A 25,918-nucleotide genomic window follows, 5' to 3' on the forward strand; every position below is an offset into this window, starting at 1 on the left:
CGAGCAAAAAGGGAATTGACCTGCGGCAATAAATAGCAATCGTTTTCCTCGCCTCTGCCTTTTTATTCAATTTCCAACTTTTCTATCCCGTATAAATCATTTCGATAAACAAAATCTCTCTGCCAGACTGCTCAAATTGTTATCAATGTTAACCAAAAGCAAACAATTAGTTATAAGGGGAGAATGAAATTATGCGCGTCATCACTCTGGCGGGGAGCCCTCGCTTTCCCTCTCGATCCAGTGCGTTACTGGAATATGCCCGAGAAAAACTTCACGGTCAGGATGTCGAAATCTTTCACTGGAACCTGCACAATTTTGCCCCGGAAGACCTAATCTATGCTCGTTTCGACAGTCCGGCGTTGAACACATTTATCGAACAATTGCAGGATGCAGACGGGCTGATTGTCGCAACCCCAGTCTATAAAGCCGCTTACTCTGGCGCCCTGAAAACCCTGCTCGACCTACTCCCCGAGCGGGCGCTGGAAGGGAAAGTGGTTTTGCCGTTGGCGACCGGCGGCAGCGTGGCGCATTTACTTGCCGTCGATTACGCGCTGAAACCGGTACTGAGCGCATTAAAGGCCCAGGAGATCCTGCACGGTGTGTTTGCCGATGATTCACAGGTGATTGATTATCAGCATAAACCTCAGTTTACGCCCAACCTTCAGCAGCGTCTGGACAGTGCGCTCGATACCTTCTGGCTGGCGTTGCATCGTCGCGATGTCCAACTTCCTCAACTGAACACCCTGCGAGGTGCCGCTCATGCTTGATTTTCTCAGGCGTCACACGTCATGGCTGGCACTAACCGGGTTGTTGTCGCTGTCAACGCTGGGGCATGCCGCAGAATCGGCCCCCGATGCTCTGCGTATTGGTTACCAGAAAGGAAGCGTCAGTATGGTGCTGGCCAAAAGCCATCAGCTACTCGAGAAACGCTATCCGCAGACTAAAATCTCGTGGGTCGAATTCCCGGCTGGACCGCAAATGCTGGAAGCACTCAATATCGGCAGTATCGATCTCGGCAGTACCGGTGACATTCCGCCGATTTTCGCCCAGGCAGCCGGGGCCGATCTGGTTTACGTGGGCGTCGAGCCGCCCAAACCGAAAGCCGAAGTGATTCTGGTGCCAAAAAATAGCCCGATCCAGAGCGTCGCGCAGCTTAAAGGACATAAAGTCGCCTTCCAGAAAGGCTCCAGCGCCCACAATTTACTGCTCCGGGCGCTGCAACAGGCCGGACTGAAATTTACCGATATTCAACCAACGTATCTGACTCCCGCCGATGCGCGAGCGGCCTTTCAGCAAGGAAACGTGGATGCGTGGGCTATCTGGGATCCCTATTATTCCGCCGCGTTACTGCAAGGTGATGTACGCGTACTGAAGGACGGCTCAGACCTCAAGCAAACCGGTTCGTTTTATCTCGCCGCCCGTCCTTATGCCGAGAAAAACGGCGCTTTTGTACTTGGCGTACTGGATACCTTTAGCCAGGCCGATGCGTTAACGCTCAACCAGCGCCAGCAAAGCATTACCCTGCTGGCCAAAACCATGGGGCTGCCTGAACCGGTGATTGCGTCTTATCTGGATCACCGTCCGCCAACCACCATTGTGCCAGTCAACGCCTCTGTTGCTGCCCTGCAACAACAAACCGCCGATCTGTTTTATGACAACCGTTTGGTGCCGAAAAAAATCGATATTCGCCAGCGTATCTGGCAACCCACTCAGCAGGCAGGAGAAAAATTATGAGTCTGAATATGTTCTGGTTTTTACCCACCCACGGTGACGGTCATTATCTTGGAACGGAAGAAGGTTCGCGCCCGGTCGATCACAGTTATCTGCAACAAATCGCGCAAACGGCCGATCGTCTTGGATTTACCGGCGTCCTGATCCCAACCGGTCGCTCTTGCGAAGATGCCTGGCTGGTCGCCGCTTCGATGATCCCGGTCACCCAGAGATTAAAGTTTCTGGTCGCGCTGCGCCCAAGCGTCACCTCGCCCACGGTTGCGGCACGTCAGGCTGCGACGCTCGACAGACTCTCAAATGGCCGGGCGTTATTTAACCTGGTGACCGGCAGCGATCCGCAGGAGCTGGCAGGTGACGGCGTGTTCCTCGATCACACAGAACGATATGAAGCCTCTGCTGAATTTACTCAGGTCTGGCGGCGCTTGCTGCAAGGTGAAACGGTGGATTTCAACGGCAAACATATTCATGTCCGCGGCGCGAAGCTTCTTTTCCCTCCCGTTCAACAACCCCGGCCACCACTTTATTTCGGCGGCTCGTCTGATGTCGCACAAGACCTTGCTGCCGAGCAGGTTGATCTCTATCTGACCTGGGGCGAGCCGCCGGAACAGGTGAAAGCTAAGATTGAACAGGTGCGGGCCAAAGCAGCGGCGCTCGGGCGCAAGATCCGCTTTGGTATTCGTCTGCATGTGATCGTACGGGAGACAACCCACGAGGCGTGGCAGGCAGCGGATCGTCTGATAGCCCACCTTGATGACGACACCATTGCCAAAGCCCAGGCCGCCTTCTCAAGAACGGATTCGGTTGGTCAGCAGCGAATGGCTGCACTGCACAATGGTAAACGCGACAAACTGGAAATTAGTCCGAACCTGTGGGCAGGCGTTGGACTGGTACGCGGTGGTGCGGGTACCGCGCTGGTCGGAGATGGTCCGACTGTCGCGGCGCGTATCAATGAGTATGCCGCGCTGGGAATCGACAGCTTTGTGTTGTCCGGATACCCACATCTGGAAGAGGCATACAAGGTTGGCGAGCTGCTGTTCCCGCATCTGGATGTTGCTATACCGGAAATTCCGCAGCCGCAATACCTGCAACAACAAGGTGAAGCGGTGGCAAACGAATTTATCCCGCGCAAAGTCGCGCAAAGTTAAGGAGCGGCTAATGGCAACGCCGAAAAACAGATGGTTATTACGCCTCGCGCCCTGGTTTTTACCGGTAGGTTTGGTGGCGCTCTGGCAGCTCGCATCTTCAATGGGCTGGCTGTCCACTCGCATTCTGCCCTCTCCGGAAGGTGTTATCGAAGCTTTCTGGACGCTTTCCGCCAGTGGCGAGCTTTGGCAGCATCTGGCCATCAGTTCCTGGCGCGCGCTGATCGGATTCTCCATCGGTGGATCGATTGGCCTGACACTGGGACTTATCAGCGGTCTTTCGCGTTGGGGAGAACGCCTGCTGGATACCTCGGTGCAGATGCTGCGTAACGTACCGCATCTGGCGCTGATCCCGCTGGTGATTTTGTGGTTCGGCATTGATGAATCCGCCAAGATCTTTCTCGTGGCGTTGGGCACGCTGTTCCCAATTTACATCAACACCTGGCATGGGATCCGTAGTATCGATCGTGGGCTGGTAGAAATGGCGCGCAGCTATGGATTATCCGGCCTTTCACTGTTTGTTCATGTGATCCTCCCCGGCGCCCTGCCCTCGATTATGGTCGGCGTGCGTTTTGCTCTCGGGCTGATGTGGCTGACGCTGATTGTGGCGGAAACCATTTCTGCCAATGCAGGTATTGGTTACCTGGCGATGAACGCCCGCGAATTTCTGCAAACCGATGTGGTCGTGGTGGCCATTATTCTCTACGCCCTGCTCGGCAAACTTGCCGACGTCAGCGCCCAACTGCTGGAGCGAGTCTGGCTACGCTGGCATCCGGCTTACCATGTAAAGGAGGCTACCGTATGAATACCGCTCGCCTGAACCAGGGTACACCGCTGTTGCTGAGCGCCGTGACAAAACAATACGCCGCCAATACAGTGCTCAATCAATTAGATTTGCATATTCCGGCCGGACAGTTTGTTGCCGTGGTTGGCCGCAGCGGCGGTGGTAAAAGTACATTGCTGCGTCTGCTGGCAGGGCTGGAATCGCCCACCTCAGGCGCATTACTTGCCGGAACCACCCCACTGGCGGAAATTCAGGATGATACACGTATGATGTTCCAGGATGCGCGTCTGCTGCCATGGAAGACGGTTATCGATAATGTGGGCCTGGGTCTGAAAGGTCAGTGGCGCGATGCGGCCCGAGATGCGTTGGCCGCCGTTGGGCTGGAGAGTCGTGCTCACGAATGGCCGGCTGCGCTGTCCGGTGGACAAAAACAGCGTGTAGCCCTGGCACGGGCATTAATTCATCGCCCTGGTTTGCTGCTGCTGGATGAACCCCTCGGCGCTCTGGATGCCCTAACCCGCCTTGAAATGCAGGATCTGATCGTCTCTTTATGGCAAGAGCACGGCTTTACCGTACTGCTGGTCACTCATGACGTCAGTGAAGCGGTGGCTATGGCCGATCGCGTGTTGCTGATTGAGGACGGAAAAATCGGACTGGATCTTACGGTGGATATTCAGCGCCCCCGCCGTTTGGGATCGGTACGGTTAGCCGATCTGGAAGCGGAAGTGTTGAACCGGGTTATGAAACGCGGCGAGACGGAACAACCGATCCTTCGACATGGATAACCGCTCAGAAAACCAGGCCCGGTAGCGCTTACCGGGCCTTTTGCCGGATGGCGGCGTTACCGCCTTATCCGGCCTACTAAACTACAGGTCAACGTTTCAGGCTAACGCTTTGTCAATCTTCTCGAACAGATCGCCTGAGAGATTCTCCAGACCTTTCAGCTGTTCCAGGGCCGCACGCATTTTCGCCTGACGTTTTGCATCATAACGTTTTAAGCGAATTAGCGGCTCAATCAGACGTGACGCCACCTGCGGGTTACGACTATTAAGCTCAGTCAACATGTCGACCAGGAACTGATATCCACTACCATCTTCCGCATGGAATGCCGCCGGGTTGCTACCCGCAAAGGCACCGATCAGCGAACGAATTCGGTTCGGGTTACTCATACTGAAAGAGCGATGCTTCAGCAGGCCGCGTACCGTTTCCAGCACGTTTTTCGCCGGGCTGGTGGATTGCAGGATAAACCATTTGTCCATCACCAGACCGTCATGGTGCCACTTATCGTCATACTCCTGCATTAGCGCGTCGCGACAAGGCAGCTGCGCCGCCACTGCCGCGGATAGCGCCGCCAGCGCATCGGTCATATTGTTCGCTTCACGATACTGCTTGCTTACCAGCGTGTCAGCCAGATGGGTTTCGCCAAAGGCCAGGAAACGCAGGCAGGCGTTACGCAGCGTACGCTTGCCAATATCGGCATGCTCAACGCGGTACTCATCAAGATGATTAGCGTTATAGATGGCGAGGAATTCATCTGCCAGCTCGGCCGCCAGCGTGCGGGTTAACGCTTCGCGTACTTCGGTTATCGCCACCGGATCGATGATGTCGAACAGTTCGGCTATTTCATTTACTGAAGGCAGCGTCAGGATCTCTGCCGCCAGCGCCGGATCGATTTTCTCATCCAGTAAAATTGCGCGGAATGCATCAGCCACGTGTACCGGCAGCGACAGCGGTTGTCCCTGCTGATGACGGGCAACGTTAAGCTTAATATAGGTCGCCAGCAGGCTTTGCGCCGCGTCCCAACGAGAGAAATCGTTACGCGCATGACGCATCAGGAAGGTCAGCTGCTGATCGCTCCATTTGTATTCCAGTTTTACCGGCGCGGAGAATTCGCACAGCAGCGCCGGAACCGGCTGGAAGTAGACGTTATCAAAGACAAACGTCTGCTCTGCCTGGGTGACGTTGAGTACAGAATTCACCGGGTGCCCGCCTTTTTGTAGCGGGATCACTTTCCCTTCGTTGTCATACAACTCGAGGGCGAAAGGAATATGCAGCGGCTGTTTTTCGGCCTGATCCGGCGTGGCCGGCGTGCGCTGGCTGATCGTCAGCGTGTACTGCTCAGTTGACGGATTGTAGTCATCACGCACGGTCAGAATCGGCGTACCGGACTGACTGTACCAGCGGCGGAAATGGGAGAGATCAACGTTAGAAGCATCTTCCATCGCCTGCACGAAATCATCACAAGTTGCAGCACTTCCGTCATGACGCTCAAAGTACAGTTGCATCCCTTTCTGGAAGTTAGCCTCACCGAGCAGGGTGTGGATCATACGAATGACTTCAGCGCCCTTTTCGTACACGGTCAGGGTATAGAAGTTGTTCATTTCAATGACCATATCCGGACGGATAGGATGCGCCATCGGGCTGGCATCTTCAGCAAACTGCAGACCACGCATGGTGCGCACATTGCTGATGCGGTTTACCGCGCGTGAGCCGAGATCGGAACTGAACTCTTGATCGCGGAACACAGTTAAGCCTTCTTTCAGGCTCAACTGGAACCAGTCACGGCAGGTCACACGGTTGCCGGTCCAGTTGTGAAAATACTCATGACCGATAACGCGCTCAATATCGAGGTAGTCTTTGTCGGTGGCGGTATCGGTACGTGCCAGCACATATTTGGAGTTAAAGACGTTCAGACCTTTATTCTCCATCGCGCCCATGTTGAAGAAATCCACGGCGACAATCATATAGATGTCGAGGTCATACTCGAGGCCAAAGCGCTCTTCATCCCATTTCATGGAGTTTTTCAGCGAGGTCATCGCCCACGGCGCGCGGTCAAGGTTGCCGCGATCGACGTACAGTTCCAGCGCCACCTCACGCCCGGAACGGGTGGTAAAGGTATCGCGCAGAACGTCGAAATCACCGGCTACCAACGCAAACAGATAGCACGGTTTCGGGAACGGGTCCTGCCACTGTACCCAGTGACGACCATTTTCCAGTTCGCCCTGCGCCACACGGTTACCGTTGGAGAGCAGGAACGGATATTGGGTTTTATCGGCGATAATTTTGGTGGTAAAACGCGCCAGAACATCGGGTCTGTCGAGATACCAGGTAATATGGCGGAACCCTTCTGCTTCACACTGGGTGCACAGCGCTTCGCCAGACTGGTACAGCCCTTCCAGCGCAGTATTGGCCGCCGGGCTAATTTCATTCACGATACGCAGCGTAAAACGCTCCGGCAACTGACTAATGACCAGAGTGCCCTCTTCTTCTTTATACTCTGTCCACGGCTCGTCGTTCACGTGGATCGACACCAGGGTCAGATCTTCGCCATTCAGGCGCAGGGGCACATCAGACGCGCCATGACGGACAGCCTGGCTCACTGCGGTGACCACGGTTTTTTCAGCATCCAGGTCAAAGGTCAAGTCAATATCAGTAATCTGGTAATCCGGCGCACGATAGTCGTGACGGTATTTGGCTTGTGGCTGTTGTGTCATAAAAAAACCTTTAGCATCTTTAATAGAGTCTCGGCTTCAGTCTATTCCTGTTGCGTAAATCGCGCTACGCAGAATGTTCATCTTTTCAGGCACAAACACCCTTTTTGCTACATTTTCATAATATGAACTCATAATTTTTAATATCGATAAAGATCGTCCAGGAGCGCATGAAACAAGGGATGAGCGAGATCGAGATAAAGCTTGATTAACGAACTTTAACGAACTTCATAGACCACTTTTGCCCCATCCATGCCCCACACATAATTTTAGTCAACGCCAGCCCCCATCAGCCCTGCAGGGCAAATCGATAACAAACACGCCAGCAGTATGTTCCCCAAAATTTAAAAACAAGTGGTTCATGCCTTGACAGACAAAACCGCCAAAGCAAAAATACTGTATATCCAAACAGTAATTAGTGGAGCACGTATGTTCGTAGAACTGGTTTATGACAAGCGAAATGTAGAGGGACTTGAAGGGGCCAGAGAGATCATTCTGGCTGAGCTGACGAAGCGAGTGCATCAGATCTTCCCTGATGCCGAAGTGAGGGTGAAGCCGATGCAGGCGAACGGCTTGAATAGCGATGCCAGCAAAAACGATCGGGAAAAGCTGAACCGCATGCTGGAGGATATGTTTGAAGAGGCCGATATGTGGTTGGTGAACGAATGATGAGCATGGATAACATTATCATTTCTGGTGCCCGGATTTACTTTCCTCCGGATAACCAATTACCCTCGCCATCTTCAGATATGCTTACGTTCGCCGTAGTGCGTGACGCCGATACGATTAAAGAATATCTGTTATTAATTCACCGCAATGGACGGTGGGAGCTAGCTTCATCTGCATTTTATAAAGAACCTGGGCATGCTATAGCGGCAGCAACGAAAATTGTTCGTAACGTTGTGTAATAGTTTATTGTCGTCTGGCTTTAGACTGGTACAATCCGCCGCGACTGGCAATCATTCAATACTCGCACTATCGAGTGTTAGCCAGTCGGCCGCCGCCCGTTCTTGCATACGACGACGCGGTGGCACCTTTTCAACATCTCGCAGGAAATTTTCGGTAGAGTGTTGAAACTCCTACATCGTAAATTATTGCCACACGTTGGCGCGTTTCACCTGCCGCGATCAGTCTCCCTGCCTGCGCCCACTGCTCATCCGTTAGTTTTGGTCTACGCCCACCAATGCGACCTTCCGCGCGTGCAGCTTCTAAACCTGCCCGGGTGCGTTCGACAATAAGCTCCCTTTCCATTTCGGCCAGCGCGCCCATTACATGAAAGAAGAAGCGCCCCATAGGCGTACTCGTATCGATGCTATCCGTCAGGCTCCGGAAGTTAACACCTTTCTCCCGCAGTTCCTCCACTAACCCAACAAGATGTCGCATGCTTCGCCCGAGCCGATCCAGTTTCCACACCACCAGCGTATCGCCTTCAGATAGCGTCCGGAGCACCTTTTTTAATCCTGGTCTGTCGGACACCTTACCGCTGATCTTGTCTTCGAAAATCAGTTCACATCCTGCACACTCGAGAGCATTTCGTTGTAGTGCCGTGTTCTGGTCATTTGTTGACACCCTCACGTAGCCAATAAGCATGAATTTCCTACCTCCAAAAGGCCGGAATCATGCCACCTGAGCGATAAATGATCATTATTAAAAACGTTCAATTGGGAGAAGCAGCCAAAAGGGATGTAGGGACAGGGGCTGGCCAAATTCCAGACATGAGCGCATGGAGTTTACCAAATGGAGGTGTAGGCATGCCTAACGGAATCAATTTCCGTTATGGTTATGTATCTTCTACTGGAGATAAAACGTTTTCTACACCATTTCCAAATCAGTGTTTTGGTATTGTATTTGGTCAAACTTACGTTGGAAACTTCTGGCTTTTTGGACCAATGTTTCGAGAAAACAGCCTGACAAAAAATGGTTTTGCTTTCATAGATCAGTCATGGTCTGGAAATACTGGGGATTACTTATTCAACGCCACCGAAAAAGTGTTTTATATAGCGATAGGTAACTAATAATGTCTTATGTTTATAGCGCAAAAAATAATGCTTTTTTCTATAAAACAGAACTCAATTTATATGAAAATGCGGGATGGGATTTATCAGACGTTATTGATGTATCTTATGATTTGTTTTTAGAGTTCACTCGAGATCGCAACGAAGAAGGGTTTATGCGAGTTGCTGGAGATGATGGGTTGCCTTCATGGGAAAAACTACCACCTCCAACGCATGAAGAACAGATTGCCGCCGCTGAATTGCAAAAGCAGCGATTGACTAATCAGGCCAACGAATACATGAACAGCAAGCAATGGCCTGGTAAGGCGGCGATGGGGCGGCTGAAGGATGCAGAAAAAGCTCAGTACAACATGTGGCTTGATTATCTTGACGCGCTGGAGGCGGTGGAGACCTCCAGCGCGCCAGATATCAAATGGCCTACTCCTCCGGGGGAGAAGGCCAGTTAACATTCTCTGGGTCGGCTGTCACATCAGTCGACTTAACCTCATTTTTATAGGCCAGCCACGCCGACAATTTAGCTTTGTTGGCGTCGCTGATTTCACCCAACATCAATTCTGTACGCCAGTCGAACATTACATCATCGGCGTATTTTAGTAGTCGCTGACGCTCATTCTCTGCCTGCGTAATAGCCGACTCATGCTGCGCTTCTGCATCTGTTACCCACTTCCCACCGTCCCATATATCAAACGGTGTTGATGGTGACATAGTTGTAAAATCTGGCTTAATTTCGCCGATATAATCGACGATTGCAGCACGACCATCATTCGTTGACCATACGGATTCTCCACGATGGTCTTCCTCCAGCTTCCATACCCCATCTGTAAATACGGCAACTTTGCCAGCTATCTCATCACCTGGATCAATATCGGTAGTATTACCTGGCATACTTACGCCAGTATGAATAAATTCATCCGACCAGCCCGAATACTCCATAGTTATGGCATCATAATAAAAACAGCGGATTAGACCTGCCTCAGTTGCCAGTCCACTCTCATCAAAAACAGGTTTCATTATTTTGCCCTTACCAGAAAGTTAAATGCTATGTTGCGCGGTCTGTTTTCTGACGCTGTTGGAACAACAGAGCCTGCTTCAAACTTATGGTCGATATACGTATAACCATTCGCACCACCGGAATCGTATAAACCAGTTATGACCCCTCGTGACTGAACCGAAAATGGCCCCGTGTCTCCATCTGATATACTGTCAGTTTTATAAGAACCACCTCGTAGAACGCCGGTTATATTTCTGATCGCATCCCCCTGAGCAGACAATAGTGTTCTTCCAGAATCCACACCTCTTCCATCATCCCAGATTCTTGGGAATTCTCCGCGCGCTTCTGTCAATCTCAATCCTGGAATGACTTTTGCCAGTTTAGGGTATTCAGTTGCGCTAAATGATGCACCATTCCATTTAAGAAAAACCTGCCCTGAAAACTCCGGGAATATTTCCGCGGGAGAGATTGAAGATGGCCAGAAAAATGGCATTCCAATCGGAAAAATACCACTTGAAATGCCCAAATTATCCTGCGCCCCCGAAGCGGTAGTCGAACCCGTACCGCCACAATCCACACCCAGTGGAATATTTTTTGCTGATTCATCATCGTAAACGCCCCACGCGGCATTGTTAATCCATAGATAAAGTTTACCGTTTGGCGAATTAATCCTTGTTGCGTTTGATAGCTGAACAAATCTTTCCAAACGAAGGTATGTGAGAATGTCAGCAATAGTGCTTTTCCCGATAATGTCACGACCAACAGAAGTTAAATCAGTCTGCGCTGCTGTATCCTTCCCAGTGAAATACGGGAGTTTATCTGCACCGGTTGCGAGCCCAGCCAATGCCGTCAGAGTGGCATCAAGCGCCTGGAAATCCTTCCCAAAAGCGGTCCCCATTTTGGAGACAAACCCGTTCAGGTCACCATCATCAAGCACGTCCAGCCCGCTTTTGTTAGCGGTGTACTGCGCCAGCGCTGCCGCTATAAAGCTGGCCTGTCGAATGGCTTTGTTTACCTGCGCACTGGATGCCTTTCCTGCCATAAAGCCAGAGAGTAGAGCAGGAAGCGTTTCCCAGTCAGCCTGGGCCGTCACGTTAGCATTTGCTGCTGTCGCGAACGGTTTAAAGTTGTTTATTGCCATTAGAGTATTGTCCCCCATGCTCCAACATCGAACCCGCCGATGTATTCGTTATCCATATCAAACCCAAAGAATTTAGAACCCTCGGATGGTGCTTCTACCGAAGGCGTTTCAACATCACCGGCCCATACGCCAGCAGCTTTAACGGTGAGATAGCCCTGTTTGATAGCAGCTATCAGTTCGAGTGACACATCAGAAATATCAGTCTCGGGGAATACCCAGACTGATATCGTCATGTCCTGGTTGTCGACGATCTGCATCTTCAGTCCAGAGCCTGCGGTAGCAGCGTCAAGGATGGGAGGCAGTGAATCATTGCGGCCATCCCAGTTGTTGATAGCGATTTTCGCTTTCAGAATGATGCGGTACGTCTCATCACTCAGCGTCGTATAGCCAGAATCAGGATCATATGGCCCTTGCCAGATGCCCTGGTCATATCCAAGCCCGTCAGTGTCCCAACTGAAATAAACGCCGCTAATTGGCTGGCTGACTATACGACTACGACCGATCCACAGACCGAGGATATCGAGCTGTATACCGACGGCCGTATCGATATCAAAAGCGCTCACCAGTCCCCTGGTGGCCGCAGTGATATCAATCAATGGACGTGTGCTCAGGTCTACGTGATCAAAGAACCTGGGCTTAGTGGCGTGATAGTTGGTGATTAAGTCCGTGTACTTGCTCATGACGTCACCGTTAGAACAATATTTTCAGGCTTACAGGATGCTGACTCGTTGTATGCAATGTTGATATTTGCCGCCGCTACAGTTCCGGCTGATTTGCCAATTAGCAGTTCCTGAATGTCGTAATAACGAGCACTGCCACCACTGACCACGCCCAGATTTGCCGGGGAGTAAATGCGACTCAGCAGAACTGAATCACCGATCGTCAGCCCGTTGATGTAATCCGCGACGGCCTGCTGAATCTGTACGCCAATTTGCGACGTGTAGCCCGTAAAGGCTTTCAGGGTGATATGCCCGAAAATCGGGACATCAGTCGAGCGCGAAAAACTGATCACGTGCGGATTGCCGTAAGTGTCAGGTACCGTGACAGAGGTCGTCCCATAGGTCGCCGTTCCCTGCCCCTTGTTGCCCCGGATTGTCTGAGCAATGTCCGTTACGTCGCCACCGTCAACGATGGCAGAGATAGAATGTGGCGGAAGCCCATTACTGTCGGTAGCGCCCGTGTCATTCTCGTAGAGCTTGTGACGTGTCACACCAGCAACGTTAGCGATCGCACCGTCGACACCTTCAAACGGTGTTACAGAGGGTAGCGCGACACTCTGCCCCTGCCGGATGCGCAGCTCTGCGTCGGTTTCTGCCGGCGCTCCGACGGTGGCCGCCGCTGGATTGGTCACAGATGTCCAGCCTCGGGTCGGGGTGTTGATAGTGGTGATAGTTCCGGCCAGCGCGGCAACTGCCCCGCTGTTGGAACAGGTGGCCGTTACCATCACCGTACCGTCGACACCAATCACCACCGAGGCAGGAAGACGCCAGATCACGTTATTGGTGTCTTTTACGGTACCGTTCGTGATAGTTGTCCCTGCAGTGCCGGTCAGCACCAGATCCACAGTAGAGTTCGTCGCCCCTTTACGCGCGATGCCATTAATTTTCACGTTACTGGTCAGCGCTGCGCCGTACCCGGTAGCAGGTGAAAAGCAGTTATAGACGGAAATGGCCGTGTTATTGGCATCGTGAATAGCCAGCGCCACCAGCGCCACCATCTGACCGTCTTTGCTGTCCGGCTCCAGATAAGCGTCACTGCCATAAATTTGCTGGAAATAGCTCGTCAGGGTATCGAGTATCGTCTGGTAATCAGGCGCACTGATCCCCTCAGCGGTTACCGTTGCCGATAAGCCGAGTGTGTCCAAATTGAGGGCCATTTATGCCTCGCTGGTTACTGTCGTTGTTCCGTAGAGAGTGTCGATTTCAGCGAAGAACTGGACGCGGCGCGTCGTCGTGTTCACTGTCGTATTGAAAGAGAGGATTGATTTAACGCCCCGCGTTTCGAGGATGCGCTTACGGATCGCCAGGTTGTAGGTTTCGGGTTTCTGTTTACCTAGCACAGACTGAATCCACGGCGTCCCCTCTGTGGTATCGAGAAACCATTGCCCATACCACAATTCGAATCGCGTTTTCACAGCCTGCGCCACGGCCTCAGGTGAGTTAATCAGCCAGGTATCATCGCCACTACCAAAGGTGTAATCACCATCGGCATCTTCGCGTCGGTATCGCATCAGTTCACCTCATCCGTATCATCGTTGCCGTGCTGTACACCACCGTGAGTGTGTTTATCGTCGATAGATTTACCGTTTGCTTTGACGGTACCGATAAACTCGACCGCGCCAGTAATTTTGGATGCGACGCCTGAGACAACAGAGCCCACCATGCCGCCCATCCATGACAGGAGCCCGTGAATAGTGACTTTCTCCGAGAAGTCAGCCAGCGGGGTAACCACCTCCAGACCGCCAGGCGCCACAATCTTAATTTTCTGCGTATCCGGATTAAGGTCTATGTACGTACTGCCATCAACACTTCGAAGTTGCGCCGACGTGGTGCTGACATTCTTAATTTTGTTGGGTTGAGATATTTGGCCCACTGAGCAAGTGGCATCGGACAAGTCATGTATGCGGTCATCGACAGGTTCCTGCACTCCGCCGTTTTGCCAGAAGAAATCAATACAGCGGTCCTGAAACTTAAGTTCGCACTCATCGCCGGCTTTTACTGGCAGCGTTAAAGTGACACCACCAGCTGTAGGGAAAACCACAGGAACATCCACCAGCAACGGATAAGGTCTGGTAACCCTGTTTCCGTCGTTATCAATTTCAACGTAACGGATAGCAGGCTGCACAACCGCCGTCACCGCGTCAGGGTCGAATGACTGAATAATGCCAGGCAAAGCAACTCGGATCTGGTTCTTTGTGGTTTCCCGCTCAGATTTGAATGTTTCGGCAAGATCGCCGCTGCGGGTCTGGTCAGATACTGCCATTTGATTGGCTCCAGAAAGCAAAAAACCCGCCGGGTGGCGGGTTTGATTTATGAGGAATTGCAGCTTATGCGATTAACGAATCGCCGCCGACCTTCAAAAGTTGATTAACGATTGTATCTACTTCTTCTGCGTCCTGAATCGCGCTTATCGCTGTAATTCGATTAACCTTTCGTTCAAGCTTGTAATCAGAATTAACACGTTGCGCATGCGTCATTTTCAGTTTGACACCGATTTTTTTTACTGCGTTAACATCAACGTCGTTCAGTGCTGCTGCCTCACCGCTACAAAAGACGGTATAGACTCGCATGTGAACTCCACCTTTTAATTTTTCACCATCTTCTGTAGCAGTCGGTACAAGATTATTGGTGATCCTTAAGGCGGAATGGTACATGCCATAATATGCTCGGCTAATAGCGTTTCTTGTCCACATTTCACCGTTTAGAGTCAGGGAATGCTTCGCCAGTTCAAGGAAACAAGTATGCTCAACCGACATTAAAGTTCCCCCGCCTCAAAACATCCGACACATTCAGAATCCGCAAGACCAGCCATGATAATCTCATCAGCAAGGTCATTGTTCATCTGCGATAGGAGCGCTGGATCGTCTGTTTTGACTTCAACAAACAATGTATCAAGCTCAGACATTACATAAAAAGCATGGGCGCCAGCCAAGCGAACACGATACTTATCAGATACGTTCAGCATAAGCTGCCCTATTTTTTTAAGATCCTGAGCATGCTCCTGATGGGTATGCAGGTAATCAAGTGTGTCATACCACTTTGTCATATCTTCAGGGCGAGGCACTTCCATAGCAGTCAGCATCGGCATCACCTTTTCAAGCAAATCGATATCAGCCCAATATGCAGAAATTGTAGCAACTTCAGCCAATATCGTTGGGTTAAGTGAGTTGGCCGCATTCTGAATCATCGCGTACTGACGAGCGTGCAAACCCAAGTTACGCAGCGCTATCGTATAGTTACAGAAAGAAACTGGATCGTTAGGCACAATTCTCAAACCCTGCTCACAGAGTGAACATCCCTCTTCTATTTCACCAAGAACAAGCTTAGCTAAGCCCTCAATTGATAGCCCCTGATAACGTTCAGGGATTTTCTTCGCTTCACGAATGATTCGATGGACTTCAAACTCACTCAGAAGGTTTTCACCCTTAGTTAATGAAGGAGTCAGAAGATCTAACAGTTCTCCTGATTTTGGCTGCGCTAAGCTCATGTTTTAGTTATTCCTGGCTTTTATGGGGGAGCATATCGATGGCAATTCACCATCAAAAAGTTAGAGCAGTGTAATCGCTAGTCTCAAAAAACGACAGTTTTTAGAGCACGTTTTGTTGTTTTTCAGATGAGACAGCGTTCAGGTTCTCTTCACCCAGCGACTTTTTTACACGGGAAAGAACCGATGATTTTCGGCGCGTCCATACTGTTCTGCAGCAGCTGGACGTTCAGGAAGCGCGTTTCGGTACCCGGTCGGCGAATATATTCAAAGCCGTAGTTGTTACCGTCTTTGGCAGGCATAAGCCCCATGTCTGCCTTCATACCGTTTCCATTACCGAGAGTTTTGATTTTCTGGGAGGTAACAGTCTCACCATTAATCCTGAACAATGAGTCAGGAACCAACTCCAATTTGTAACCACCACATTGCAATGTGATGCCGCCGGGATTTGCAGCAAAAGCTAACCCAGGCAGGAAACAGAGTCCGATAACAATCAACTTTTTCATTCTTATCCTTCCCGCTGTAAAGACGACGACGAACGGAGGTCCGCCGCGCCACGCGCTTCGCACATCATATCCATGTACCACGCCTGGCCCCTTGTATCGCCAGTGTACATAATCCCGCGCACAATATAAACGCCATCCGTTGCGATACTGGCAGGCTGCGCCGTGGTGCCGCTGAGCGTGATATTTCCGTCCGTGTTCTGATCGGTGATCTGCCCACCAGCCATAGCGATATCATTGTTCGACAGCGCGGTGCGGTACACGGAAGCCTGATCCAGCTGAATAAGCCCGTTAACCCGTATGTTCGGATTAATCAGCGCACGGACGTTTACACCGTTGCCGATAGTCTGCTGCGGCATGCCGATAAGCCCGGTGGCGCTGTTGAGCACAATCGCGTCGTGAACATATTCGTTATTCGCCACCATCTGGCGCTGACCGTCCACGAACTGCCATGTTGCGCCACATTGTCCGGCCACGTTATCCATAAGATGCCGTGTCATGCCGAACAGCACCCGGCCCCGGGGGAATACGGTAGCTGGCATTTCAGGCGTCAGGCCTTCGGTCGCGCCTTTTGCCTCGAAGTCTTTCATCAGCGCGCGGTTCACGTCTGCGACCGTGTAACCGGCAGCCAGCGTCTGCGATGTTATGCTGGTGGCAAAAGCCAGATCCGTATCGGCTGCCTGAATCAGTACGTAGGAATCAATAGGACTGTCTTTACCGGTGACCGAGTAGCGAATTTCACCGCTGAAAATCAGTCCGTAGTTCCGGCCATCACTCTGGCCCACGTCCGCCGCGTCGACTTCCCACACGGTACCGACGTCGCTGGCCGATACCTCCGGCGCGATACCGTCGTAACCGGCAATCAGCCGCACTTTCGAAAACTCCTGCCCGGTGATGCGGTTCACTGTATCTGCCGAGAGGTTGTAGATTTTGAACGTTCCCACGCGTGACGCGCTGCTGATGTTGAACCAGTCGATAGTAAAGGTCACTTTAAAATCGCTGAGCTCAATCCCCTGCCCGTTCTCGTCCACGAGCTGCAGCTCGAAATGTCTCATCCAGTTCTGTGACATATTTACTCCGTTGATACCAGTAAATGACTGCGGCCGCCCAGGTCGGTTTTCGTCGGATAATCCTGTGTGCTGTCATCGCAGACCACCACCAGCTTAAAGCCTAGCCCCATATAGCCGTACTGCGCCAGCAGGTCAGCACCCGTGACGAGAGGAATACCGGAGATTACCGGCTCCCCTCTGTCGTTCTTCAGGTCCATAATCCAGTACAGATCGCGCCATATGATGCTAATCCGCCAGGTGACACCGCCCAGGACGATGCTGAACTGCTGGTTGTCCGCTGTAAGTGGTATTTCCTGAATTGCCATTAGCCGAGCCCTAGTAATGCCGCACCACTTTGCAATAAAGAGGTATTTGGCGGCTTTGTGGTTTTGTTGCCGGTATTCAGCACCGCCGACGTGCTGGCCCCGTCTTTCATGTTGGTTTTATCCGCAACGGTGATTTGCTGAGTCTGCGAGATAATGACTTCCCTCAGAGTGAGGACAGCAGACAGAACATTTTCCGTCGTCTTGTCTGTCGTCACTTCCAGCGCGCGGATCAGCATGTTGCTATACAGCCGTTTGCCGGTCACCACATCGAAAGGAATACGGCTAGCCTGCAGGTCGAGTATCTCCTGATACGTCTGCTGGGGACTCAGCCCGAGCAGGCTGGTAGCCGTCAGATTACTGGCAAAATCCAGCAACGCTCCGCCACCAGCGAAACCGACCTCCATCACCACTTCAGACGGTTTTTTGTAGGCATGGTCAGCGATGGCGGCCCCGACCTCGACAGGGTGCTCTGTTATCTCCAGCGTGTCGGTATGCTTCTCAGAAACAACCACACTGGGGACAATCATCCCTATTTTCCGACTCTGCTGCTGAAAGAGCGTAGAGAGAATATCCATTAGCCCACCTTCGTTTGATTGCCGCGCATAACCTGGGCATTTGCCGACTGCTGCCGACGCTCGACCTCAGTACCAACAGAACGCGGATCACCACCACCGTAGATGTGATAAGTGTTCTTCTGGCTAACCTGAGCACCGCCAATTCCTGCGACGGCAGCCTTCCCGATTAATTCCCTCGAATAGATGTTTCGCCCATTTTCATGATGAATAATGCTGCTCATTAATGCAGACATAGTTTGTGGATCTTTCATATTCAGGGCAACGCGAGGATCTACCCCCAGCCGCTGAGAAACCGCCTGAATATAGGCAGCGGTATTGTTGTTATCTGATGCGGGAGCCCATGTAGATATAATTTTCTCCACACTGTTAATCCCTCTCCCGGCATACAGCATCAGCTGGCGCGAAAGCGCGCGCAAACCATCAAAGGCGGTTTCGAATCGGGCAAACCTGCCACCGGGGCGCTCAAGTTCAGCCCCTGCCTGACCTGCAAAATTCAGGTTTCCGGGGTTATTATTGCGCTCGCCCCGCTTTGCAGCCTGTCCTATCTGATCTGGTTCATTATCTCCAAACCAGCCGCGCACCGTTCGGCCCACGCTGCGAGGATCGAATCCCCAGTGCTCTTTAATCCAGTCGGCGGTACCGTTGGCGCTGTCGGTCACCATTGGCATTGCTGACGCCTTATCACTTCCCTGATTAAGCAACTGTTTGCCGATGCTGGCGGCATCAGCCCAGCGACCATCTTTGATGGCGTTAAGCAGGTCGGCGATCATATTCAGCATTTTGCTGAACTCGCCCATCTGGTCGATGAAGTTACTGAAATCCCACTTCAGGGACCATGATTTGGGGTCAATATTGAGCAACTTCGCCAGTGCTTTCGCCAGGTCGTTAACGGTCGCTTTCAGGTCACGAACCATCTTCAGCGCGGCGTCAACTTCAGGTTTCCATTTCCCCCAGTCAATCAGGCTCTGACCGCCTTCCTTCCAGGTCTTGTAATCCTCCCACAGGAGAGCAATACCCGCCGCCAGCGCGGTAATCAGGCCAATCGGCGACATCCAGAACGTACTGTTCAGAATACGCAGCGCTATCGTCAACGCGCCAAACAACGAGATCAGCTTACGCGTCTGCTTGTCCAACGATTGCCACCAGGTGATAAGGTCTGATGCACCTTCGATAAGTCGGAAGAACAGCCGCCCGATAATATCCCCGAGCGCCAGAATGCCTTTTATGGCTTTCGTCAGCGTTTGCTCAATACGCGGGAAGTTATCCAGTATGTGACGGCGCAGGGTATCCAGCGAACCCGCCAGACCACCAGCAAGGTTAGAGCCGATTTTGTCGCGGGCCATGCCAGCCATCGCGCCGAACTCGCGCAGGGAGGTCATGAATTTGTTGGAGCTTCTGGCCGCCTCATCAGCATTGAAACCGATAGCCTTCGCCATCGCGCTGTATTGTCCGGAGAAACCGCCCACACCACGGCGCATCGCCATGAGGGTATTTTCATCAATACCCAGCATCTGCGCATACTGGTTAGCCCGGTAATACGGCATGCTGCTGAGCTTCTGACCGACACCCGTAAAAATGGCGGCCATATCGCGCATGTTCCCGCTGGCGTCTCTCGTCTGTACGCCAAGACGGTTCAGAAAACCTTCCGCACCGGGATTGTTACGTACAAATCGGGAGAGGCTTTCCAGTGAGCCGCGTGCTGCGTCCACGCTGCCGCCCATCTGAGAAACAGCGTAACCAATCGACTGAATACCCTGAACGGTCGCACCAGTACGTTGTGACGCCCAGTAGAGGTTATCCAGACCGGAGGCAATTTTCGCCGTGTAGGCCACCACAGAAAGCGCGGCCCCCTCGACGGCCAGCCCCATTTTGATGGCATTTGCGGTCGTACCTGCAAGGACTGAATCAAATTTAGCCGCGCCTGCCTCGTCGATATCGAAGCCGAGCGATACGAGGAAATCTTTAATAGTCTCAGCGTTCATTATCCTCTCTCCATTTCTCAATACGGCGCTGGTTGTCAGCCTTAACGGCCAGATGGTCATTCATCAGCGCGATATCGCACAGATCGACTGATCCATCCTTCAGCGCGTAATAAGGGATTAACCCGGCATCAACCGGGTCAAGGAGATAGGACAACCCGTCAGGCAGACTGTTGAGGGTTAGCCCTGAGGCTGGTCCGGCGTCGCGCTGGTAGGGTTCACGGGCAAAAAATTTCCCAGCGAATCGGCGACCACCCGCGCCACCAGCTGGAGCATGGTCAACAGGTCGATATCGTCGAACATCAACTGCCCGCTGTTAAATACTGGCGTCCATCCGTCCATGTGCTTACGTGACACAACAGCAAGGCAAGGATGAATAATCGCGTTGGTGTCTTCTTCAGTCAGGGAAGACAGTTCCTCAGCGATACGCGGAAGCATGGTTTCAAACACCGGTTTCAACTGATCGAATTTTACGGTGTCGATTTTGCCGTCGGCAGGCAGCAGGGAGCGAATGCTCCCGAAATCTGACATCATGCCCGCCAGCACAGGCAGCAACTTACGGGTCACTTTCAGCTGGTCAAAAACGCTGAGTTTTGCCACGCGGTAATCGTGGCCTTTGATTGAGCATTCCATCTGTTAAAACTCTCCGAGTACCTGGTCGATTTTGCCGCAGTCAAACACCCAGGGCATCGTATTTCCGGCCTTAGCGTTGGCGTTATCCGGCTGTTTCTGGAACGCCACGCTGCGCGCCGTGATGATGTCTCCGCTCACCTTGTTTCGGATCACAATGACGTTGTTTCCCCAGGTTCCTGAGGACTGACTCTGCGCGTTGTACGCCAGCGACAGTTTTTTGTTTGTCGGCGAGGTCTTAAGAAGGTTGACGGTTACCGTGCCGCTTTTATCTGCGTGCAGGCTGTGCATCACTTCGCCGTCAGCACCGATGGTCATGGTGTTTTTGGGTCCGCCCATTGCAACGGTGATCCCCTCCTCTGAACTGGCGGAACCGTAGCCCAGATCAATCTCGCCGGTCGGGCCGGAGAGGGACGCCGTGACGTCCATAAAAGAATAAGTAGCCATTCATGTTCTCCTTAGCGAACGACGTTGATCTGCACATCAGCGAAATGAACCGCCCCCGCCAGCTTACAGGCCACCTGAATAACCGGTGCCTTACGTGCTTCACGGTCTGCCTGCGCCTGCTCGGAAATCGGCTGCGCGTAGACGTAATACCCTTTTGTCAGCGTATCGCCGGAATCCAGCTGCCCAATCGGGCCACCGTTCCATACGCCAGCAGCCACCAGCCCGTTCTTGACAGACTGATCCATTGATTTCTCAACGTTAGAAAGGAGGCGCGTAACACCCGCATCAGTCTGTGGGACTTTGGTTGCGCTGGTGTAGAGCAGGTTATACAGGTTGGTCTGAACGTAGTTCTGCAACCAGTCGAGCCCGTGGCGCTCATCGAAGAAATCACCGCTGGACATTACGCCCTGCTGCAGGATGGCCGTATCGTTCTGGTAGTACACAAATACGTTGCAGTTTTTGGCATCCAGCGCCGCCGCCTGATTGGTGGTCAGGGTTTCATAGGTGATCCCCGGCTCCTGCTTGAATTTCAGGGTAATGGTGGTGTTGCTGCCATTGAAATTCACCGTGAACGCGCGACCAAATGCAGACAGTGCGGCGTACTTGCTGCTGGTGGAATACTGCACAAACGTGCGAGCGTATTTTGCCGCCTTCAGCTTATAAGCCAGGTCGGTAGTGGAGGTCGCGTTTACCGTCTCAGGATCTGCCGTTGTAATTGCCAGAATTCGGCTGAGACTGGAGGCCTCGATCGCGGCGGCCACGCTCAGCCAGTCGGCATCGTCGATATCTTCATCGTCAGCCACGGCCAGACCGTACCAGTTCGTGTAATTCAGAACGGCGTTCACCGCCTGCAGCAACGTTTCCGCCGAACCACTTTCAGCTGATACCAGCGTTTTAGCCCAGCGACCGACATACACTTGCTGAGGTTTCGGTGATTGCGAGAAATACACCGTAGCGGCTTCATATTCCGGGCTATCAACGCCGAAATCAGTGCCGATGTCTTCCGGGGATGAGTAGAGGCGAATACGCTCAGAAACCGGGATAACCGTTGAACTCCCGAGAATGAGCAGTGAACCAAAGTTTCGACCAGTAGCCGCACGCGGCCCAATGATCACGTCGACATTAACGACGTTAGATACAGGTAATCCCTGCGGCATAATTTAGTCTCCGAAAAATGAGACGGGCGCATCTTGCAGCGTCCGGACGTTGTAGGTACGAATGTTTTTGCGGGACAACGTGATGGTGAGGTCGTAGCGCCTCACCCACTGGTTATTAATGAGCTCTGGCAGGTTGTAGATAGTCCCGGCCTCCACCAGCGAAAGTCCCGAGCGATTCAGTTCGGCGTTGTTTTGCTCGACGAATATCCCCGCGCGGAAAGTTGATGCAGTGTTGGCCCCCAGAGGGCCATAGAAGCAGCAAATCACCGTTACCTGTTCCCATGTCCATTGCTCGGACTGTTCTTCTGAAACCTGAACATCAGACTGGCTTAACGGCTGGGGAACGGTAGTGATACCGAAGGCGCACCACGTCACCCCGTTGTTTGGGATCTGCGGCTGCGGGTCAGTCCATCGGGGGAAAACCAGAGAGGCCTGCAGGCCAGAAACACCACGAATCCACCGGCTAATTTCTCGCTCCAGCGCCTCGTCATACTGTGGGCTATCCCCGACAGGCGTCAGATACCCGCGCACGGTGCTGTCGTTACTCAACTGGCGTCCCTCCGTTAAAATCCACCAACTCACAATGTGCCTGGACGAATCCGGCGCCGTAACTGGTGTACGGGTCGACGAACGTCACGCGATAGTCGCGTCCGTTATAGGTCACGATATCGGCATCAAGTCGCGGGGTGCTGTCTGTACCGGGCTGGCCCTGAGTTAACCTGAACTGCGTCACGATGAGGATCGCACCGCTGATGTTCTGGCCTGCCTCCATTCGCCTGGCTTCCAGAGAACGATCAACCGTTACCACGCCAGAGAATGGGATATCCTGAGCTGTGTTTTTCGTGAAATTGTCCTCATCCACCGTCTGAATTTGCCGGTGACACACCAGACTGGTGTCCATGAAGTCGGGATCGAGGAGAACATCGCTCACATCGAGAAGAGGCATTATTTTTTCCTCACGACGTAGTTAATTGAGCGCAACAGGTATCCGTGGGCATACAGCGGCTTTTCGCCGGGAATGCCCTCGGCCCTTCTGCGTTCGAGGGTTTTCTCAGAAAGTGGGTGCAACCGGTCACCAGCACCGATAACGGCTTTTGCAGCGTCACGAGCAATCTGTCCGGCGCTCTCCAGCTCACGCACTGCTGCTTCAGTCTGCCCCTCCAGCGCGGCGGTTGCCGCTGCTTTGAGGTGCGCAGTTGTTCGAGGTTTTGAATCCTCGATCCCCATATCCAGAAAAGGACGCGGGGGAAGCGTGACCGTTGTACCGTCGATTTCCACCGTTGCGCCCGTCGAGTGGAGGTAGCCCAGTTCCGCGTTATTAATCGGAGAGCCATCCTCACGCCCTGCCTTGTCCTCAGGTATTCCCACCAGCACATCCATTCCGGATAACTGGCGGAGGGATTCCAGAACAGCCACGGCGTTATCAGCACGAACCGTTAACCCGCTTTTCATAGCAGTTGCCTGCCACCAGCGCCGAACATCGACCACCACCAGTAGAACTCGCGCCCGTAGGCGGTGCTGTTCCAGAAACCAGCATCCGGATTGATTACCCCGGACACGTCATAACCCACTGAAACCTTATCCACGGACTTAGAGGACACGACACCTGCTGCGCCGTTGCTGTTCACACCACCAGCGGCAGCGGCGGCCAGCGTGCGGCCGCGCAGCTCCGTATAGTGAGCCGTGAATAGTTCAGCAAGGTAGACGAACTGATCGCCCTGCACGTCCTGATTCAGGAGTGAATCAGCCTGCCCCAGATAGAAATTCACTGAGGGGTCAGGGTAGCGGGTTTTATCGGCGAACTCGGGAAAGTCTGTGCGGAACTGATCGTTAGTCGGAAGCCTGCTGTTTTTTGGCATTTTTCGCGTCCCCGCCGGTGTTATCGGTTTTGTCCGTGCTGTCGGCAGGTTTACCGCCTGCTGGTGCCTGAGCGGCTGCCAGTTGCCCTTTCAGGTCTGTGTTTTCATTCCCCAGCGCGGTGATGGTTTTTTCATGTTCAGCCAGCTGCGCTTTCAGGGTATTATTTTCTTCTGCCAGGAGAACAAGGCTCGCGGAAAGGTCTTCATTGCTCTGCTCGTTCGCCAGGTCGGCTTCGTCAATCGGGCGCGCATAGGCTTTAAAGGCCCAGTGGTCCTTAACTTCTTTCGGGAAAGAGGAACTGTCGTGAATGCCCGGAGACAGCTCAAATTTAGAACCGTCGGAAAAGCTGAGAGTCGCGCCACCGGAAACAACGTATTTCATGTTTTTGCTCCATAAAAAAAGGCGGGTTTCCCCGCCTGTTTCAGGTTAAGACGCCGGAACGTCCAGGTAAGAGATCGTATTGGAATACGGGGTTTCCACCTGGCCCAGCTTGCCGTAGTAAGTAGTCAACTGCTGCAGGCCGCGATACTCCAGCGGAGTGTTCAGCAGAGGAACCATTGGGAAGCGAACATATTTTTCGTCCTGGGTGTAAGCAACGATACGATGCGCGCCACCAGCGCCACGCTTGGAGGCCCACTTCATGGAGACGATCTCCAGTGGTGTACCGTTTTCCTGGAACGCGATGGTGTTAATCTTCACGTATTCCAGCACAGAGATATTCCCTGCAGAGGAAACCTTTTTGCTCGCCAGCAGGCCGAACAGCTCCGGCGCCAGACCGATTTTCGCCGGGCAGACCGCATAACCAGAACGAACCCAGCCATCAGACAGTACCAGGTTGATATCCTGAACAATCACATCCGGATCGGTGGTTGCGGTCCACGCTGCAGCTGCAGCAACAGGAGTAACATCCGGCAGGTTCAGCAGGCCAGCAACGCCGAGCTCGTTATCACCGATATAAACCTGTTCGTCGGTGTCCATGTTCCACTTCAGTTTCATGCCTTCGTATTTCTGGACATCAACCGGACGGCCCAGTTTCTGGGCAGAAGCCAGTTCCGGCACCGTCCAGCTGATTTCCTGCCCCCACAAGGTGAGGTTGTTACGGGTAGGCTGAATATCGAGTTCGATACCAGGAATGGCAGTAGCTTTTTTGCCGATCCAGTTTTTACCGTTAGGGTTTGGACCACCAACACCCACGAAATCGGTATTAGTGAAGGATGACACTTCATCAGCGATAGAAATGTCGCTGCGCAGCGGCATGTCGCGTGACCATTTGTAGGACACTAAAGGCATGTTCAGCGTCTGATCCATGCGCTCCAGTTCGCCGACGAGAAACGCGCCGGTGGAGTCGATGGTCGCTCTGTCAATTGTAAACATTAATTATTCCCTCAGATGTTATAAGCGATTTCAATACGGCCGTCGGCTTCACCTGGCCCCATGACCTCTGCATTTGGCAGCTGAGGTGTATTTGATGCGGTAGAGTCTGGAGACAGCACAAAGGAGCCAACCGGGCTTTGAGTGGTGCCACCAGCCACGCGAACGTAAACCGGATCGCCTTTTTTCGCGGTCGCCGCGTTGCCTGCGGTAGCAGTTACGCAGATGTAACCACGTTTCAGGTTGTCACCAACCTGATTAGCCGTCACACCGATGTAAGCAAGGTCCAGAGCAGAGGTAATCGGGAACGGTCGAACCAGAATCCCTTTCACTTTGCTGATGGTGTCGCCAGATTCCAGCGGAACGAATTTATCGTTCACGTATTTACCAACCAGCCCGTAGGACGCGAACTGCTTCGTGTGGTCCAGGCTAACCGGCTCGATGGTGAGATCACGAGGACGGGTAACGCCCCCGGCAATGCCCAGGGGCATGCGCGTTAAATATGCAGTACCTGCCATGATGA

At 52.7% G+C, this 25,918-nt stretch carries 35 protein-coding genes; 9 read left to right on the forward strand and 26 right to left on the reverse strand.

Annotated features, from left to right (window positions below):
• Positions 1-191 precede the first annotated feature (191 nt).
• From ssuE to ssuB, 5 genes are read left to right on the forward strand one after another with little or no spacing between them, the layout of a single operon-like run.
• Positions 192-767 carry an NADPH-dependent FMN reductase gene (gene ssuE / locus SK35_RS15955; RefSeq protein WP_032942900.1) on the forward strand — a complete coding sequence of 192 codons (576 nt, stop codon included), beginning with the start codon at positions 192-194 and terminating at the stop codon, positions 765-767.
• Entirely contained in the window at positions 760-1,734 is a 975-nt protein-coding gene (locus SK35_RS15960) for a sulfonate ABC transporter substrate-binding protein (RefSeq protein ID WP_032942899.1), read from the forward strand. Before ssuE ends, SK35_RS15960 begins: the two co-directional genes overlap by 8 nt.
• A complete protein-coding gene (gene ssuD, locus SK35_RS15965) occupies positions 1,731-2,876 on the forward strand; it encodes an FMNH2-dependent alkanesulfonate monooxygenase (RefSeq protein ID WP_048214511.1) in 1,146 nt (381 codons plus the stop codon). Before SK35_RS15960 ends, ssuD begins: the two co-directional genes overlap by 4 nt.
• 10 nt (positions 2,877-2,886) lie before the next feature.
• A complete protein-coding gene (ssuC, locus tag SK35_RS15970) occupies positions 2,887-3,678 on the forward strand; it encodes an aliphatic sulfonate ABC transporter permease SsuC (protein ID WP_032942897.1) in 792 nt (263 codons plus the stop codon).
• The gene (gene ssuB / locus SK35_RS15975; protein WP_032942896.1) at positions 3,675-4,442 is read left to right on the forward strand and encodes an aliphatic sulfonates ABC transporter ATP-binding protein; all 768 of its coding nucleotides are present in this window, start codon (positions 3,675-3,677) and stop codon (positions 4,440-4,442) included. The genes ssuC and ssuB overlap by 4 nt, the downstream gene beginning before the upstream one ends.
• A gap of 96 nt (positions 4,443-4,538) precedes the next feature.
• Here ssuB and pepN read toward each other — a convergent pair whose 3' ends face one another.
• A complete protein-coding gene (gene pepN / locus SK35_RS15980; protein ID WP_048214512.1) occupies positions 4,539-7,151 on the reverse strand; it encodes an aminopeptidase N in 2,613 nt (870 codons plus the stop codon).
• Positions 7,152-7,577: 426 nt separating this feature from the next.
• On the opposite strand from pepN, the gene SK35_RS15985 reads away from it, so the two are divergent.
• The gene (locus SK35_RS15985) at positions 7,578-7,817 is read left to right on the forward strand and encodes a DinI family protein (protein WP_048214513.1); all 240 of its coding nucleotides are present in this window, start codon (positions 7,578-7,580) and stop codon (positions 7,815-7,817) included.
• A 5-nt stretch (positions 7,818-7,822) separates the two neighbouring features.
• The gene (locus SK35_RS15990) at positions 7,823-8,056 is read left to right on the forward strand and encodes a hypothetical protein (RefSeq protein WP_139395981.1); all 234 of its coding nucleotides are present in this window, start codon (positions 7,823-7,825) and stop codon (positions 8,054-8,056) included.
• Positions 8,057-8,186: 130 nt separating this feature from the next.
• Here the strand turns inward: SK35_RS15990 and SK35_RS15995 are convergent, their stop codons facing one another.
• Entirely contained in the window at positions 8,187-8,738 is a 552-nt protein-coding gene (locus tag SK35_RS15995; RefSeq protein WP_048214514.1) for a recombinase family protein, read from the reverse strand.
• A gap of 47 nt (positions 8,739-8,785) precedes the next feature.
• Between SK35_RS15995 and SK35_RS26895 the strand changes: the two genes are divergently transcribed.
• On the forward strand, positions 8,786-9,163 hold the full coding sequence (locus SK35_RS26895) for a hypothetical protein (RefSeq protein WP_048214515.1): 378 nt from the start codon (positions 8,786-8,788) through the stop codon (positions 9,161-9,163).
• Entirely contained in the window at positions 9,163-9,609 is a 447-nt protein-coding gene (locus SK35_RS16005) for a tail fiber assembly protein (protein ID WP_442781151.1), read from the forward strand. Before SK35_RS26895 ends, SK35_RS16005 begins: the two co-directional genes overlap by 1 nt.
• Here SK35_RS16005 and SK35_RS16010 read toward each other — a convergent pair.
• The 24 genes from SK35_RS16010 to SK35_RS16125 all read right to left on the reverse strand — a co-directional run bounded on the left by SK35_RS16010 (position 9,581) and on the right by SK35_RS16125 (position 25,913).
• Positions 9,581-10,174 carry a tail fiber assembly protein gene (locus SK35_RS16010; RefSeq protein ID WP_048214517.1) on the reverse strand — a complete coding sequence of 198 codons (594 nt, stop codon included), beginning with the start codon at positions 10,172-10,174 and terminating at the stop codon, positions 9,581-9,583. The two genes, SK35_RS16005 and SK35_RS16010, sit on opposite strands and share 29 nt — an antisense overlap.
• Complete coding sequence (locus SK35_RS16015; protein WP_048214518.1) at positions 10,174-11,295, reverse strand: hypothetical protein; 1,122 nt, start codon at positions 11,293-11,295, stop codon at positions 10,174-10,176. Before SK35_RS16015 ends, SK35_RS16010 begins: the two co-directional genes overlap by 1 nt.
• Positions 11,295-11,975, reverse strand: coding sequence for a DUF2612 domain-containing protein (locus SK35_RS16020; protein WP_048214519.1), 681 nt, complete (start codon positions 11,973-11,975; stop codon positions 11,295-11,297). The genes SK35_RS16015 and SK35_RS16020 overlap by 1 nt, the downstream gene beginning before the upstream one ends.
• The gene (locus SK35_RS16025; RefSeq protein WP_048214520.1) at positions 11,972-13,171 is read right to left on the reverse strand and encodes a baseplate J/gp47 family protein; all 1,200 of its coding nucleotides are present in this window, start codon (positions 13,169-13,171) and stop codon (positions 11,972-11,974) included. Before SK35_RS16025 ends, SK35_RS16020 begins: the two co-directional genes overlap by 4 nt.
• Complete coding sequence (locus SK35_RS16030; protein ID WP_003826334.1) at positions 13,172-13,525, reverse strand: hypothetical protein; 354 nt, start codon at positions 13,523-13,525, stop codon at positions 13,172-13,174. It abuts the gene before it with no gap.
• Entirely contained in the window at positions 13,525-14,277 is a 753-nt protein-coding gene (locus SK35_RS16035) for a Gp138 family membrane-puncturing spike protein (protein ID WP_048214521.1), read from the reverse strand. Before SK35_RS16035 ends, SK35_RS16030 begins: the two co-directional genes overlap by 1 nt.
• 64 nt (positions 14,278-14,341) lie before the next feature.
• On the reverse strand, positions 14,342-14,770 hold the full coding sequence (locus SK35_RS16040; protein WP_048214522.1) for a hypothetical protein: 429 nt from the start codon (positions 14,768-14,770) through the stop codon (positions 14,342-14,344).
• Positions 14,770-15,501 (reverse strand): hypothetical protein, encoded by a 732-nt coding sequence (locus SK35_RS16045; RefSeq protein ID WP_048214523.1) that lies wholly within the window; start codon positions 15,499-15,501, stop codon positions 14,770-14,772. The genes SK35_RS16040 and SK35_RS16045 overlap by 1 nt, the downstream gene beginning before the upstream one ends.
• 149 nt (positions 15,502-15,650) lie before the next feature.
• Positions 15,651-16,004, reverse strand: coding sequence for a hypothetical protein (locus tag SK35_RS16050; RefSeq protein ID WP_048214524.1), 354 nt, complete (start codon positions 16,002-16,004; stop codon positions 15,651-15,653).
• A 2-nt stretch (positions 16,005-16,006) separates the two neighbouring features.
• The gene (locus SK35_RS16055; RefSeq protein ID WP_048214525.1) at positions 16,007-17,071 is read right to left on the reverse strand and encodes a hypothetical protein; all 1,065 of its coding nucleotides are present in this window, start codon (positions 17,069-17,071) and stop codon (positions 16,007-16,009) included.
• A 2-nt stretch (positions 17,072-17,073) separates the two neighbouring features.
• Entirely contained in the window at positions 17,074-17,376 is a 303-nt protein-coding gene (locus SK35_RS16060) for a phage baseplate plug family protein (RefSeq protein WP_048214526.1), read from the reverse strand.
• Entirely contained in the window at positions 17,376-17,951 is a 576-nt protein-coding gene (locus SK35_RS16065; protein ID WP_048214527.1) for a phage baseplate protein, read from the reverse strand. Before SK35_RS16065 ends, SK35_RS16060 begins: the two co-directional genes overlap by 1 nt.
• Positions 17,951-19,933, reverse strand: coding sequence for a lytic transglycosylase (locus SK35_RS16070; RefSeq protein WP_048214528.1), 1,983 nt, complete (start codon positions 19,931-19,933; stop codon positions 17,951-17,953). The genes SK35_RS16065 and SK35_RS16070 overlap by 1 nt, the downstream gene beginning before the upstream one ends.
• The gene (locus tag SK35_RS16075; protein WP_023229521.1) at positions 19,923-20,087 is read right to left on the reverse strand and encodes a DUF6889 family protein; all 165 of its coding nucleotides are present in this window, start codon (positions 20,085-20,087) and stop codon (positions 19,923-19,925) included. Before SK35_RS16075 ends, SK35_RS16070 begins: the two co-directional genes overlap by 11 nt.
• A gap of 23 nt (positions 20,088-20,110) precedes the next feature.
• Positions 20,111-20,563, reverse strand: coding sequence for a phage tail assembly chaperone (locus SK35_RS16080; protein ID WP_048214529.1), 453 nt, complete (start codon positions 20,561-20,563; stop codon positions 20,111-20,113).
• A 3-nt stretch (positions 20,564-20,566) separates the two neighbouring features.
• Complete coding sequence (locus SK35_RS16085) at positions 20,567-21,007, reverse strand: DUF3277 family protein (RefSeq protein WP_000257260.1); 441 nt, start codon at positions 21,005-21,007, stop codon at positions 20,567-20,569.
• Positions 21,008-21,018: 11 nt separating this feature from the next.
• Complete coding sequence (locus tag SK35_RS16090) at positions 21,019-22,164, reverse strand: DUF3383 family protein (protein ID WP_048214530.1); 1,146 nt, start codon at positions 22,162-22,164, stop codon at positions 21,019-21,021.
• Positions 22,165-22,167: 3 nt separating this feature from the next.
• A complete protein-coding gene (locus tag SK35_RS16095) occupies positions 22,168-22,713 on the reverse strand; it encodes a phage neck terminator protein (protein WP_048214531.1) in 546 nt (181 codons plus the stop codon).
• Positions 22,706-23,110, reverse strand: a complete 405-nt coding sequence (locus tag SK35_RS16100) for a hypothetical protein (protein WP_048214532.1) — start codon at positions 23,108-23,110, stop codon at positions 22,706-22,708. Before SK35_RS16100 ends, SK35_RS16095 begins: the two co-directional genes overlap by 8 nt.
• Entirely contained in the window at positions 23,110-23,616 is a 507-nt protein-coding gene (locus SK35_RS16105) for a hypothetical protein (RefSeq protein WP_023344728.1), read from the reverse strand. The genes SK35_RS16100 and SK35_RS16105 overlap by 1 nt, the downstream gene beginning before the upstream one ends.
• The gene (locus tag SK35_RS16110) at positions 23,613-24,023 is read right to left on the reverse strand and encodes a DUF4054 domain-containing protein (RefSeq protein WP_048214533.1); all 411 of its coding nucleotides are present in this window, start codon (positions 24,021-24,023) and stop codon (positions 23,613-23,615) included. The genes SK35_RS16105 and SK35_RS16110 overlap by 4 nt, the downstream gene beginning before the upstream one ends.
• Complete coding sequence (locus SK35_RS16115) at positions 23,995-24,405, reverse strand: STY1053 family phage-associated protein (RefSeq protein ID WP_048214534.1); 411 nt, start codon at positions 24,403-24,405, stop codon at positions 23,995-23,997. Before SK35_RS16115 ends, SK35_RS16110 begins: the two co-directional genes overlap by 29 nt.
• A 45-nt stretch (positions 24,406-24,450) precedes the next feature.
• Entirely contained in the window at positions 24,451-25,398 is a 948-nt protein-coding gene (locus SK35_RS16120; protein ID WP_016247459.1) for a DUF2184 domain-containing protein, read from the reverse strand.
• Positions 25,399-25,409: 11 nt separating this feature from the next.
• Positions 25,410-25,913: a structural cement protein Gp24 gene (locus SK35_RS16125; protein ID WP_016247460.1), complete on the reverse strand. Its 504-nt coding sequence runs from the start codon at positions 25,911-25,913 to the stop codon at positions 25,410-25,412.
• Positions 25,914-25,918: the final 5 nt, after the last annotated feature.

The sequence above is a fragment of the Citrobacter sp. MGH105 genome (assembly GCF_001037485.2).
Classification (GTDB): Bacteria; Pseudomonadota; Gammaproteobacteria; order Enterobacterales; family Enterobacteriaceae; genus Citrobacter; species Citrobacter portucalensis.

Bases quoted from the DNA above. Each gene is read 5' to 3' on its own strand.
- SK35_RS16045 (WP_048214523.1), bottom strand. From the start codon at position 15,501: ATGAGCTTAGCGCAGCCAAAATCAGGAGAACTGTTAGATCTTCTGACT.
- pepN (WP_048214512.1), bottom strand. From the start codon at position 7,151: ATGACACAACAGCCACAAGCCAAATACCGTCACGACTATCGTGCGCCG.
- ssuC (WP_032942897.1), top strand. From the start codon at position 2,887: ATGGCAACGCCGAAAAACAGATGGTTATTACGCCTCGCGCCCTGGTTT.
- SK35_RS16020 (WP_048214519.1), bottom strand. From the start codon at position 11,975: ATGAGCAAGTACACGGACTTAATCACCAACTATCACGCCACTAAGCCC.
- SK35_RS16035 (WP_048214521.1), bottom strand. From the start codon at position 14,277: ATGGCAGTATCTGACCAGACCCGCAGCGGCGATCTTGCCGAAACATTC.
- SK35_RS16105 (WP_023344728.1), bottom strand. From the start codon at position 23,616: ATGAAAAGCGGGTTAACGGTTCGTGCTGATAACGCCGTGGCTGTTCTG.
- SK35_RS16100 (WP_048214532.1), bottom strand. From the start codon at position 23,110: ATGCCTCTTCTCGATGTGAGCGATGTTCTCCTCGATCCCGACTTCATG.
- SK35_RS16120 (WP_016247459.1), bottom strand. From the start codon at position 25,398: ATGTTTACAATTGACAGAGCGACCATCGACTCCACCGGCGCGTTTCTC.
- SK35_RS16030 (WP_003826334.1), bottom strand. From the start codon at position 13,525: ATGCGATACCGACGCGAAGATGCCGATGGTGATTACACCTTTGGTAGT.
- SK35_RS16115 (WP_048214534.1), bottom strand. From the start codon at position 24,405: ATGAAATACGTTGTTTCCGGTGGCGCGACTCTCAGCTTTTCCGACGGT.
- SK35_RS16050 (WP_048214524.1), bottom strand. From the start codon at position 16,004: ATGAAAAAGTTGATTGTTATCGGACTCTGTTTCCTGCCTGGGTTAGCT.
- SK35_RS16065 (WP_048214527.1), bottom strand. From the start codon at position 17,951: ATGGATATTCTCTCTACGCTCTTTCAGCAGCAGAGTCGGAAAATAGGG.
- SK35_RS16080 (WP_048214529.1), bottom strand. From the start codon at position 20,563: ATGGAATGCTCAATCAAAGGCCACGATTACCGCGTGGCAAAACTCAGC.
- SK35_RS16110 (WP_048214533.1), bottom strand. From the start codon at position 24,023: ATGCCAAAAAACAGCAGGCTTCCGACTAACGATCAGTTCCGCACAGAC.
- ssuD (WP_048214511.1), top strand. From the start codon at position 1,731: ATGAGTCTGAATATGTTCTGGTTTTTACCCACCCACGGTGACGGTCAT.
- SK35_RS16060 (WP_048214526.1), bottom strand. From the start codon at position 17,376: ATGGCAATTCAGGAAATACCACTTACAGCGGACAACCAGCAGTTCAGC.
- ssuE (WP_032942900.1), top strand. From the start codon at position 192: ATGCGCGTCATCACTCTGGCGGGGAGCCCTCGCTTTCCCTCTCGATCC.
- SK35_RS16085 (WP_000257260.1), bottom strand. From the start codon at position 21,007: ATGGCTACTTATTCTTTTATGGACGTCACGGCGTCCCTCTCCGGCCCG.
- SK35_RS16040 (WP_048214522.1), bottom strand. From the start codon at position 14,770: ATGTCGGTTGAGCATACTTGTTTCCTTGAACTGGCGAAGCATTCCCTG.
- ssuB (WP_032942896.1), top strand. From the start codon at position 3,675: ATGAATACCGCTCGCCTGAACCAGGGTACACCGCTGTTGCTGAGCGCC.
- SK35_RS16055 (WP_048214525.1), bottom strand. From the start codon at position 17,071: ATGTCACAGAACTGGATGAGACATTTCGAGCTGCAGCTCGTGGACGAG.
- SK35_RS15960 (WP_032942899.1), top strand. From the start codon at position 760: ATGCTTGATTTTCTCAGGCGTCACACGTCATGGCTGGCACTAACCGGG.
- SK35_RS16010 (WP_048214517.1), bottom strand. From the start codon at position 10,174: ATGAAACCTGTTTTTGATGAGAGTGGACTGGCAACTGAGGCAGGTCTA.
- SK35_RS15985 (WP_048214513.1), top strand. From the start codon at position 7,578: ATGTTCGTAGAACTGGTTTATGACAAGCGAAATGTAGAGGGACTTGAA.
- SK35_RS16125 (WP_016247460.1), bottom strand. From the start codon at position 25,913: ATGGCAGGTACTGCATATTTAACGCGCATGCCCCTGGGCATTGCCGGG.
- SK35_RS16015 (WP_048214518.1), bottom strand. From the start codon at position 11,295: ATGGCAATAAACAACTTTAAACCGTTCGCGACAGCAGCAAATGCTAAC.
- SK35_RS16090 (WP_048214530.1), bottom strand. From the start codon at position 22,164: ATGCCGCAGGGATTACCTGTATCTAACGTCGTTAATGTCGACGTGATC.
- SK35_RS26895 (WP_048214515.1), top strand. From the start codon at position 8,786: ATGATCATTATTAAAAACGTTCAATTGGGAGAAGCAGCCAAAAGGGAT.
- SK35_RS15995 (WP_048214514.1), bottom strand. From the start codon at position 8,738: ATGCTTATTGGCTACGTGAGGGTGTCAACAAATGACCAGAACACGGCA.
- SK35_RS16025 (WP_048214520.1), bottom strand. From the start codon at position 13,171: ATGGCCCTCAATTTGGACACACTCGGCTTATCGGCAACGGTAACCGCT.
- SK35_RS16070 (WP_048214528.1), bottom strand. From the start codon at position 19,933: ATGAACGCTGAGACTATTAAAGATTTCCTCGTATCGCTCGGCTTCGAT.
- SK35_RS15990 (WP_139395981.1), top strand. From the start codon at position 7,823: ATGGATAACATTATCATTTCTGGTGCCCGGATTTACTTTCCTCCGGAT.